We start from the raw sequence: 11019 nt of genomic DNA, 5'->3' as shown, positions 1-11019 counted from the left end.
CGCCGGGCCGGCAGGCACCGGCACCCCGGGCGGCCTTAAGGTACGGGCATGTCCGTTGACGGGTGGAACACGGTCCTGGTGCTCGGCGGCACCCGGTCCGGCAAGTCCGAGTTCGCTGAGTCCCTGGTCACCGACGCGCCGGTGGTCCGCTACCTCGCCACCGCGGCGGAGGGGGACCCGGAGGACACCGAGTGGGCGACCCGGCTGGCGGCGCATCGCGCCCGACGGCCGGGCAGCTGGACCACCGAGGAGACCGCGGGCGAGCCGCGGCGGCTCGCCGACGTGCTCTCGACCGCCCAGCCCAACGAGACGCTGCTCGTCGACGACCTGGGCGGCTGGGTGACGGTGCTGCTCGACCCGGAGCACCAGCCGGCCGACGACGTGGCGACCATCGCCGAGCTGGCCGAGGCGGTCCGCACCTGTGCGGCGCGGGTGGTGCTGGTCAGCCCGGAGGTGGGGCTGTCGCTGGTGCCGACCACGCCGCTGGGCCGGGCGTTCACCGACGCGCTGGGCGCGGCCAACCGCGCGGTCGCCGACGCCTGCGACGCGGTGGTGCTGGTGGTCGCCGGTCAACCGGCCTGGCTGAAGCCGACCGTCACGCCCACGGCCACGGCCACGCCCACGGCCACGGCCACCACCGTTCCCGCCCCGGCGGTCACCGCGACCGCCACCGCGCCGAGCGGCATGAGCGATGCCGACGTCGAGCCCACCCCCGAGGTGCAGCTGCCCGACGTGCTGACCCACGCCCCGCCGGCCGCTCCGAACCAGGAGCCCGGGAACCCGTGGGCGGCGCCGACCATGGCCCTGCCGATGGTGGCCACCGGGCTGGTCATCCAGCCCGGCATGGAACTGCCGATGCCCGACGAGTACGCCGGCCCACAGGCGGTGGACCGCCTGGCCACCCTGGACGTGCCCGGTGCCGGGCTGGGCGTGCTGGAGCGGGCGGTCGGCTTCGCCGCCGCCACCCAGGGCACCTCGACCCCGGTCTCCTGGGGCTCGGTACGGGTGCTGCTGCTGCACGGCGACCACTCCGGCGGTGCGTCGGCCGGCACCGTGGCCGGCGAGTCCGCGCGTCGGGCCGCGCAGGCCCGCGCGGGCCGGGGCGTGCTGGCCCGGCTGGCCGCCGAGAGCGGCGCGAGCCTCCAGGTGGTGGACGCCCCGACCGCCGCACCGATCGAGGACCAGCCGGCGCTCACTCCCGAGCAGGTGGAGTCCGCGCTGCGCTACGGCTGGCGGCTGGCGGAGCAGGCCGCCGACGCGGGCGTACAGCTGCTGGTGTTGGGGGCGTGCGGCGCCGGCACCGAGGCCGCCGCGGCGGCGGTGTTGGCGGCCACCGCGGGCGCGGAGCCGCCGGCGGTGCTCGGTCGGGTGATCACCGACTCCGGCGAGATCGACGACGCGGCCTGGATGATCCGCTGCGCGGCCGTACGCGATGCGCTGCACCGCACCCGCCGTTCGCCGCGCAGCGCCAAGGACGTGCTGGCCGAGCTGGGCGGCGGCGACGTGGCGGTGGCCACCGGCGTGCTGCTCGGCGCCACCGCCCGCCGGGTGCCGGTGCTGCTGGACGGCCCGGTGGGCCTGGCCGCCGGCATGGTCAGCCGCGACCTGGCCGGGCAGGCGCGGCACTGGTGCCTGCTCCCCGACCACGGCGGGCACCCGGCGGTGCGGCTGGCCGCCGACGTGCTCGGCCTCACCCCGCTGCTCGACCTGCGACTGGACCTCGGCGAGGGGGCGAACGCGCTGGCCGCGCTGCCGCTGCTGCGCTCGGTGCTGTCGCTGGCCGCCGCGCTGCCGGTCCACCCGTCGCTGTCCGGCGGCGAGTCGACCGGGGACACCGACGAGCCGGGGTACGTCGACCCGGACGACAGTGAGCCGGACTACACCGAGCCGGACTACACCCAGCCGGATTACCGCGAGACGGAGTACCGCGAGCCCGACTACGCCGAGCCGGAGCCGGACGGGCCGGGCCCGGCCACCACCGGGGCCGACGAGCAGCCGGCGTCGGGCTGGCGTGCCGTCTGAGTCGCGGCTCGCCGCGGGGGCCCGGCTGGCCCTCACCACGTTCAGCACGGCGCCGGTCCGGGCCGGACGGATCGACCGTCCGGTGGCCGGCGTCGCGATGGCGCTCGCCCCGGCGGTCGGCGTGCTGCTCGGCGCGCTCCTGGCCGGCGTACTGCTGCTGGCCGGCGCGTTCGCGCCCCCGCTGGTGGCCGCCGGCGTGACGGTGGGCGCCGCCGCCCTGCTCACCCGGGGACTGCACCTGGACGGGCTGGCCGACACGGTCGACGCGCTCGGCTCCTACCGCCGGGGAGCGGCCGCGCTGGAGATCATGAAGAAGCCGGACGTCGGCCCGTTCGGAGTCGTCGCCCTGGTGGTCGTCCTGCTGGTGCAGGCGGCGGTGCTCGCCGAGCTGGTCGGCCGGTCCGGGCCGGCGTGCCTCGCGGCGGTGGTCACGGCGACCGCCGCCGGGCGGCTGGGCGTCGCGGTGGCCTGCCGGCGGGGCGTGCCGGCGGCCCGCCCGGACGGGTTGGGAGCGCTGGTCGCGGGCACCGTCGGCCCGGTGGCGTTGGCCGTCGGCGCGGTCGCCGTCGTGCTGCTCGCGGTGCCCGCGGTGCCGGGCCGTCCGTGGCAGGGGCCGCTGGCCGTCGTCGCCGCACTCGCCGTCGCGGTGCCGCTGCTGACCCACGTGGTACGCCGGCTCGGCGGGATCACCGGCGACGTGCTCGGTGCGACCGTCGAGGTGGTCACCACGCTGGTCTACCTCGGTGTGGTCCTGTCCGCCTGAGGCGGGTACGGCGGGCCGGGTAGCGTTCGGCTCGACAGCGCCGACCAGGCCACCCCGGGGGACGACAATGCTCATCACGGACGATTTCCTGCCCGTACCGGTCCCGGAGTCGCTCAGCGCGACCTACCTGGTGCCGATGGCGGGGCTGCCGAAGGTCAGCGCGAAGACCGCGGTGGCGGCGCTGACCGGCCGGCTGGCCGAGCCGGTGCACGGGTTGGCCCGGCAGATGTTGGACAGCCCGTTGATGAGCGTGGACACTCGCCCGATCGCGGAGTTCCCCGCGCTGCCGCCGGATTTGCTCACCGCGTTCGGCGCCACCGAGGAGCAGCTCGGCCGGCTGGCCGCGGCGAGTCACCTGGTCGTCGTGCAGGCCGAGTACCGGCCCGGCTGGCCGCCGGCGCACGAGTGGGCCGCCCGGGCGGTGGCGGCGGCGGTGGCCGAGTCCGTCGACGGTGACGTGGTGGACGTCTTCGGCCTGCAGTTCCTCGACCCGGCGACCGCGCTGCGCTCGCTGCCCGACGAGCAGGGCCGGATCCGGCTGGTGGACTGGGTGCTGGTGCCGTACTCCTCGGACACCGAGGGGTTGTGGTTCACCACCAAGGGGTTGCGCCGGTTCGGGCTGCTGGAGTTGCAGACGCAGGGGGTGCCCGACCATCTCACCCGGGCCTGGGGTGCGGTGATGACCGGGGCAGCCCGGCGGCTGCTGCGGGACTGGACCGACGGGCTCTCCGGCGAGGAGGTGCCGGCGTTCGTACAGTTGCCGGTCCTGGCAACGGTGACCGGGCACGACATCGCGGTGGCGTACGGCAATCCGGAGCAGCACGGCGCGACCGCGCCGGTGCTGCTGCGCCTGGAGCTGGACCCGGCGACCGACCCGGAGGCCGACTCGTTCCTCAGCCTGCGCCCGCCGGCCGGGCATCCCGGCCCGGACGGGCGGTACTACGCCGCCGCCTGCGCGACGCTGTTCTCCGGGATCCAGCCGGACGTGCGCTACGCCCGCTCCGGCGACGCGATGAGCCGGGCGGTCGCCACCGCCCGGGCCGCGCTGGACGGTGTCCGGGCCCGGTTCGTCGCCGGCAACCTGCCGGCGGAGTCGCAGCTGGTGGTCAAGTACGGCCTGCCCGGCGACGACGGCCCGGAGTACGTGTGGGCCGGCGTCACCTCCTGGGACACCGAGGAGCGGATCGTGGGCGTCAGCGCCAGCGACGCCGCCACCGATCCGGCGGTCCGCATCGGTGCTCCGGTGGTGGTCGAAGCGACCGATGTCGTCGACTGGGCGGTGCTGGACGCCACCGGCGTGATCGAAGGCGGCTGGACCCAGGCTGTCCTGGATTCCGGCGAACCCCCAACCCCCAACCCCCCAACCCCCTCCTGACCCGCACGCGGTGTTGACCCCCCCCCCACCGGTGATGCCGGGGTGTTAGCGCACTGAGGGGGTTACGAAGGGCGGGCGGGTCAGGCGCATGGGGGCTCGGCGGCCGCGGATGTCGATCTCCACCACGTCGTCGTCCTTCAGCTCCGCCTCGGTGTCCACCAGGGCCAGGGCGATGCCCTGCTTGCGGGTGGGTGAGAAGGTGCCGCTGGTCACCGTGCCGACCTGGACGTCACCGACGTAGAGGGCCATGCCGGGTCGCGGGATGGCCCGGTCGACGGCCACCAGGCCGCGCAGCGTACGCCGGGGGCCGGCGGCCTTCTCGGCGCGCAGCGCGTCCCGGCCCCAGAAGGCCGGCTTGTCCCAGCCCACCGCCCAGCCGGAGCGGGCCTGCACCGGGCTGATCTCCAGGGACAGGTCCTGCCCGTGCAGCGGGTAGCCCATCTCGGTGCGCAGCGTGTCCCGGGCGGCCAGCCCGCAGGCGCGCAGCCCGAAGCCCTCGCCGGCGGCGAAGAGCGCGTCCCAGACCGCGACGGCGTGCTCCGCCGGCACCACCAGCTCGTAGCCCAGCTCGCCGGTGTAGCCGGTCCGGCAGACGGTCAGCTCCACCTCGGTCAGCCCGGCGGTGGAGAAGCTCATGTAGCCGTGCTCGGTGGGCAGGCCGAGGGCGCCCAGCAGCTCCGCCGAGCGCGGGCCCTGCACGGCCAGCACCGCGTACGCCTCGTGCTCGTCGGTGACGGTGATCTGCTCCGGCGCGGCGGCGCGCAGCCGGCGTACCACCTCGGCGGTGTTCGCCGCGTTCGGGATGAGGAAGACGTGGTCGTCGGCGTGCAGGTAGGCGATGATGTCGTCCACCACACCGCCGGTGGCGTCGTCGCAGCAGAGCGTGTACTGCGCCCGGCCGGGGCCGATCCGGCCCAGGTCGTTGCTGAGGCAGGCGTTGACGAAGTCGGCCGCGCCGGGGCCGGTCACCCGGGCCTTGCCCAGGTGCGACACGTCGAAGACCCCCACCGCGGTACGCACGGCGGTGTGCTCCTTGAGCACCCCGCCACCGGCGTACTCCAGCGGCATCTCCCAGCCCCCGAAGGGGGCGAACTTGGCACCGGCGGCGGTGTGCCGCTCATGCAGCGGGGAACGGCGCAGCCGGGTCGCGGCGGCGTCGAAGGTCACGTCGGTCATGGGTGGCAACTTACCGGTGGCAACGTCCCTGGTTAGCATCGGCGGGACCCCGCAGGCGCCATCGGCGGGACAACCCTCACGTCCGGCAGGTAGGTTCCGCCGGAGACCTTCACCGCCGGTACGCGACGCCGCGGCCGGCCCGGCCCGCCCGGAGTAGCTTCAGTGACTTCACCCCGCACCACCACCCTGAGCCTGGTCGACACCGACCCGGCGGAGCTCGCCGTCGACGCGATCGTGATCGGCGTGCACAGCCAGACCGGAGAGCAGGACGCCACCAGCGGCCTCGCCGGCACCCTGCTGCTCGCCAGCGGCGCGGAGAGCATCGCCGCCGCGTTCGACGGCAAGCTGACCGAGACACTGGCGCTGCTCGGCGCGACCGGTGGCGCGGGCGAGGTGATCAAGCTGGCCACGCTCGGCACGGTCACCGCGCCGCTGGTCACCGCCGTCGGGCTCGGCCCGGAGCCGTCGGGCGCCGCCCCGGCACCGGAGACGCTGCGCCGGGCCGCCGGCGCGGCGATCCGCGCCCTGGCGGGCGCGCCGAAGGTGGCGCTCGCCATGCCGCTGCCGGACGACGCCGACGCGCTGGCCGCGCTGCGGGCGGTCGCCGAGGGCGCGCTGCTCGGCGGGTACCGGTTCGCCGGTTACAAGACCCGGCCGCAGCCGGCCCGGCGCGAGCCGGTGGCCGAGGTGCTGGTGGCCGTGCCGGACGCCGGTGACGCGGGCGCCCAGGCGGAGATCACCCGGGCGCAGGCGGTGGCCGGCGCGGTCCGGCTCAGCCGGGACTGGGTGAACACCGCGCCGAACGAGCTGCGTCCGCCGTCGTTCGCGGACGCGGTGGCCGACGCGGCCCGCGCCGCGGGCCTCGGCGTCGAGGTGCTCGACGAGGCGGCGCTGGCCTCCGGCGGGTACGGCGGCATCGTCGCGGTCGGGCAGGGCTCGGAGGCCCCGCCGCGTCTGGTGAAGCTGACCTACACCCCGCAGGGCGGCGGCAGCGGCAAGCGGGTCGCGCTGGTCGGCAAGGGGATCACCTTCGACACCGGCGGCATCTCGATCAAGCCGGCGCAGGGCATGTGGGAGATGAAGTCCGACATGGCGGGCGCCGCCGCGGTGGGTGCCGCCATGCTGGCGATCGCCGCGCTCAAGCCGGCGGTGGCGGTCAGCGCGTACCTGCCGATGGCGGAGAACATGCCGTCGGGCACCAGCTACCGGCCGGGCGACGTGATCACCATGTACAACGGCAAGCGGGTGGAGGTGCTCAACACCGACGCCGAGGGCCGGATGATCCTGGCCGACGCGATCGCCCGCGCCTGCGAGGACGGCACCGACTACCTGTTCGAGACCTCCACGCTGACCGGCGGCCAGGTGATCGCGCTGGGCAAGCGGGTGGCCGGCGTGATGGGCACCCCGGAGCTGTGCGAGCGGGTCCGGACGGTCGGCGACACGGTCGGCGAGCCGGCCTGGCCGATGCCGCTGCCGGACGACGTGCGCAAGGGCATGGACTCCGACGTGGCGGACATCTCCCAGGTCAACGCCGGGATGGACCGGGCCGGGCACATGCTGCAGGGCGGGGCGTTCCTGCGCGAGTTCGTGACCGACGACGTGGCGTGGGCGCACATCGACATCGCCGGGCCGGGCTACTACTCGGGTGAGCCGACCGGCTACTGGACCAAGGGCGGCACCGGCGTGCCGGTCCGCACCCTGGTGCAGCTGGTCGAGGACGTCGCCGCAAACGGCTGACGCGCAAGGAAGGGCCCCCTGTTAACGCTTGGTGCATAACAGGGGGCCCTTCCTAACAAGCGGGTCGGCGCAGAACAAGCGCGCCAGCGCAGAGCAAGCGGGTCAGTGCAGAGCAAGCGGATCAGTGCCGGTCGGGGCGACGCTTGCGGCGCTCGTTGAAGTCGCGCATCCGCTGCGGGTAGCCCATCAGCCGGACGTCGTACACCGGGATGCCCATCCGGTACGCGAAGCGCCGGGCGCCGTCCGGGCCTTCGACACGTCGGCGGGTCCACTCCCCGTCGTCGGCGATCAGGATGACCGTGGTCTCGGTGACGGTGGTCCTCGGCTCGATGAACGCCTCGACGCCGCGCCGGCTCTTGACGAAGTTTTCGAGATGGTCGAGGTCGCCGCGATCCGCCGCGCGGTCACGGCTCACCACACGCGCCTGTTTGCGGCGCCGGAACAACCCCACCGGACCTCTCCCCCATCGCCCGCCATCGAAGACGGTGCCAAGCGTACGTGTCGATGACGTGTCGTTGGGCACCTCAGTACGCACCCTGTGCCCAGTGGTGACAAGATGACCGAGGTGGGGTGTGTCCGTGTTACCCCTCCGTGACCCCCCGAAGCAGTGACGCGACCTGGGAGTTGGACGTGAGCGAGCCGAACGACGCAACCTTCGACATCGTCATCCTCGGAGGTGGCAGCGGCGGCTACGCGGCGGCGCTGCGTGCCGCCCAGCTGGACCTCTCGGTCGCGTTGATCGAGAAGGGCAAGCTCGGCGGGACCTGCCTGCACAACGGCTGCATCCCGACGAAGGCCCTCCTGCACGCGGCGGAGATCGCCGACCAGACCCGCGAGTCCGAGCAGTTCGGCATCAAGGCCGAGCTGGTCGGGATCGACATGGCCGGGGTCAACTCGTACAAGGACGGGGTGATCTCCCGCCTCTACAAGGGCCTGCAGGGCCTGGTGGGCGGCTCGAAGAACATCACCGTCGTGTCCGGTGCCGGCAAGCTGGTCGGCCCGAACGTGGTCGAGGTGGACGGCAAGCGCTACACCGGCCGCAACGTCATCCTGGCCTCCGGCTCGTACGCCAAGAGCCTGCCCGGCCTGGAGGTCGACGGCGAGCGGATCATCACCAGTGACCACGCGCTCACCCTGGACCGGGTGCCGTCGTCGGTGATCGTGCTCGGCGGCGGCGTGATCGGCGTCGAGTTCGCCAGCGTGTGGAAGTCCTTCGGCGTGGACGTGACGATCGTCGAGGCGCTGCCCCGGCTGGTCGCCGCCGAGGACGAGGAGTCGTCCAAGGCGCTGGAGCGGGCGTTCCGCAAGCGGAAGATCAACTTCAAGGTCGGCAAGCCGTTCGAGAAGGTCGAGAAGACCGAGAGCGGCGTCAAGCTGACCATCCAGGGCGGCGAGACCGTCGAGGCCGAGCTACTGCTGGTCGCCGTCGGCCGCGGTCCGACCACCGCCAACCTCGGGTACGAGGAGCAGGGCGTCAAGATGGACCGCGGCTACGTGCTGACCGACGAGCGGCTGCGTACCAGCGTGCCGAACGTCTACGCGGTCGGCGACATCGTGCCCGGCCTCCAGCTCGCGCACCGTGGCTTCCAGCAGGGCATCTTCGTCGCCGAGGAGATCGCCGGGCAGAACCCGGCCGTGATCGACGAGGTCGGCATCCCGCGCGTCACCTACTCCGACCCGGAGCTGGCGTCGGTCGGTCTGACCGAGGCGAAGGCCAAGGAGCAGTACGGGGCCGACAAGGTCAAGACGTACAACTACAACCTCGGTGGCAACGGCAAGAGCCAGATCCTCAAGACCACCGGCTTCGTGAAGCTGGTCCGGGTGGACGACGGCCCGGTGGTCGGCGTGCACATGGTCGGCGCCCGGGTGGGTGAGCTGGTCGGTGAGGCGCAGCTCATCTACAACTGGGAGGCCTACCCGGCCGAGGTCGCCCAGCTCGTGCACGCTCACCCGACCCAGAACGAGGCCCTGGGCGAGGCGCACCTGGCCCTCGCCGGCAAGCCGCTGCACGCGCACGCCTGATCACACCAACCGCGGCGTCCGGCGACGGGCGAAGATCCCCCAAGGGGAATGAAGGAGTCTGGAGAAAATGCCGGTATCGGTCACCATGCCCCGGCTCGGCGAGAGCGTCACCGAGGGCACCGTCACGCGCTGGCTCAAGCAGGAGGGCGACACGGTCGAGGTCGACGAGCCCCTGCTCGAGGTCTCGACCGACAAGGTCGACACCGAGATCCCGTCGCCCGCGGCGGGCGTGCTGAGCCGGATCGTGGTCGGCGAGGACGAGACCGCCGAGGTCGGCAGCGAGCTGGCCGTCATCGCCGGTGAGGGCGAGTCGACCGGTGGCGGCGAGGCCGCCCCGCAGGAGCAGCAGCAGGCCCCGGCCGCGGCCGAGCCGGTCACTGAGCCGACGGCCGCCGCCGAGGGCACCGCCGACGAGGTGGCGCAGGACGAGGCACCGGCCGAGGCGCCGGCTCCGGCCGCCGCGTCGTCGGGCGAGGGCACCGCGGTGAAGATGCCGGCCCTGGGTGAGAGCGTCACCGAGGGTACGGTCACCCGCTGGCTCAAGCAGGTCGGCGAGACCATCGAGGTGGACGAGCCGCTGCTGGAGGTGTCCACCGACAAGGTCGACACGGAGATCCCGTCGCCGGTCGCCGGCACCGTGCTGGAGATCAAGGTCGCCGAGGACGAGACCGCCGCCGTCGGCGCCGACCTGGCGATCATCGGTACCGCCGGCGCCGCTCCGGCTGCCGCGAAGCCCGAGCCGACGCCCGCGCCGAAGGCGGCGGCCCCGGCCGCCCCGAAGGCCGCGCCGAAGCCGGAGCCGAAGGTCGAGGAGCCGACCCCGGGCGTCTCGTACAACGAGCCGGCCGCGGAGACCGAGTCCTCGGCGCAGCCGGCGAAGACCGAGCAGGCCGCGCAGCCCGCCACGTCGACCCCGGCACCGCAGCGCCCGACCGCCCCGGCTCAGGCCGGTGGCGAGGAGGCCGCCGGTTACGTCACCCCGCTGGTCCGCAAGCTGGCCAGCGAGCACGGCGTCAACCTGTCCTCGCTCAACGGCACCGGTGTGGGTGGCCGGATCCGCAAGCAGGACGTGCTGGAGGCGGCCGAGAAGGCGAAGGCGGCCAAGGCTGCCCCCGCCGCGCCGCAGCCGACCGCCGCCGCGGCCCCGGCGGCCAAGCCGGCCGCGAAGCCGCAGCCGAGCGGCAAGCGGGGCACCACCGAGAAGCTGCCGCGCATCCGCAAGGCCATCGCCACCCGGATGCAGGAGTCGCTGCACGAGATGGCGCAGCTCACCACGGTGGTCGAGGTGGACGTCACCCGGATCGCCAAGCTGCGGGCGCAGGCGAAGGACTCCTTCGTGCAGCGGCACGGCGTCAAGCTGTCCTTCCTGCCGTTCTTCGCCCTCGCGGCCGTCGAGGCGCTGCAGACGTACCCGATCGTCAACGCCCGGTTGGACCTCGAGGGTGGGACGATCACCTACCCGGAGGCGGAGCACCTCGGCATCGCCGTGGACACCGAGCGGGGCCTGCTGGTGCCGGTCATCCACAGCGCTGGTGACCTCAACCTCGGGGGCATCGCCAAGCGGGTCGCCGACCTGGCCGAGCGGACCAGGACCAACAAGGTCAGCCCGGACGAGCTGGCCGGTGCGACGTTCACGCTGACCAACACGGGCAGCCGGGGCGCGCTCTTCGACACCCCGATCGTGCCGTCGCCGCAGTCGGCGATGCTCGGCACGGGTGCCGTGGTGAAGCGGCCGGTCGTGGTGAACGACCCGGAGCTGGGCGAGGTCGTCGCGATCCGGTCGATGGTCTACCTGGCCATGTCCTACGACCACCGGCTGATCGACGGCGCCGACGCGGCCCGCTTCCTGTCCGCGGTCAAGGAGCGGCTGGAGGCCGGCAACTTCGAGTCGGAGCTGGGTCTGGCCTGATCCCGCGCCAAGCGC

8 protein-coding genes are annotated in these 11019 nt (G+C 73.9%); 6 read left to right on the top strand and 2 right to left on the bottom strand.

The features are described from left to right. Positions 1 to 48 precede the first annotated feature (48 nt). From ACFQGL_RS03755 to ACFQGL_RS03745, 3 genes are all read left to right on the top strand, one after another. Positions 49 to 2022, top strand: coding sequence for a bifunctional adenosylcobinamide kinase/adenosylcobinamide-phosphate guanylyltransferase (locus tag ACFQGL_RS03755; protein ID WP_377505313.1), 1974 nt, complete (start codon positions 49 to 51; stop codon positions 2020 to 2022). After that, on the top strand, positions 2012 to 2785 hold the full coding sequence (locus tag ACFQGL_RS03750; RefSeq protein WP_377505310.1) for an adenosylcobinamide-GDP ribazoletransferase: 774 nt from the start codon (positions 2012 to 2014) through the stop codon (positions 2783 to 2785). Before ACFQGL_RS03755 ends, ACFQGL_RS03750 begins: the two co-directional genes overlap by 11 nt. A gap of 67 nt (positions 2786 to 2852) precedes the next feature. Continuing rightward, positions 2853 to 4160: a DUF2314 domain-containing protein gene (locus ACFQGL_RS03745; protein ID WP_377505307.1), complete on the top strand. Its 1308-nt coding sequence runs from the start codon at positions 2853 to 2855 to the stop codon at positions 4158 to 4160. A 45-nt stretch (positions 4161 to 4205) separates the two neighbouring features. On the opposite strand, the gene gcvT is transcribed toward ACFQGL_RS03745, so the two are convergent. Further along, entirely contained in the window at positions 4206 to 5336 is a 1131-nt protein-coding gene (gene gcvT / locus ACFQGL_RS03740) for a glycine cleavage system aminomethyltransferase GcvT (protein WP_377505304.1), read from the bottom strand. Between the two features lie 162 nt (positions 5337 to 5498). On the opposite strand from gcvT, the gene ACFQGL_RS03735 reads away from it, so the two are divergent. Then, positions 5499 to 7073: a leucyl aminopeptidase gene (locus ACFQGL_RS03735; protein WP_377505301.1), complete on the top strand. Its 1575-nt coding sequence runs from the start codon at positions 5499 to 5501 to the stop codon at positions 7071 to 7073. A 121-nt stretch (positions 7074 to 7194) separates the two neighbouring features. Here ACFQGL_RS03735 and ACFQGL_RS03730 read toward each other — a convergent pair whose 3' ends face one another. Further along, the gene (locus ACFQGL_RS03730; protein ID WP_377505996.1) at positions 7195 to 7524 is read right to left on the bottom strand and encodes a hypothetical protein; all 330 of its coding nucleotides are present in this window, start codon (positions 7522 to 7524) and stop codon (positions 7195 to 7197) included. Positions 7525 to 7664: 140 nt separating this feature from the next. On the opposite strand from ACFQGL_RS03730, the gene lpdA reads away from it, so the two are divergent. Both lpdA and sucB read left to right on the top strand, forming a co-directional pair. Continuing rightward, on the top strand, positions 7665 to 9095 hold the full coding sequence (gene lpdA / locus ACFQGL_RS03725) for a dihydrolipoyl dehydrogenase (RefSeq protein WP_377505298.1): 1431 nt from the start codon (positions 7665 to 7667) through the stop codon (positions 9093 to 9095). A gap of 67 nt (positions 9096 to 9162) precedes the next feature. After that, the gene (sucB, locus tag ACFQGL_RS03720; protein ID WP_377505295.1) at positions 9163 to 11004 is read left to right on the top strand and encodes a 2-oxoglutarate dehydrogenase, E2 component, dihydrolipoamide succinyltransferase; all 1842 of its coding nucleotides are present in this window, start codon (positions 9163 to 9165) and stop codon (positions 11002 to 11004) included. Positions 11005 to 11019 lie beyond the last annotated feature (15 nt).

Source organism: Micromonospora vulcania, from assembly GCF_042658605.1.
Taxonomy (GTDB): domain Bacteria; phylum Actinomycetota; class Actinomycetes; order Mycobacteriales; family Micromonosporaceae; genus Micromonospora; species Micromonospora vulcania.
The sequence above is the reverse complement of the archived record's forward strand: the minus strand, read 5'-3'. Positions and strand labels throughout refer to the sequence as shown.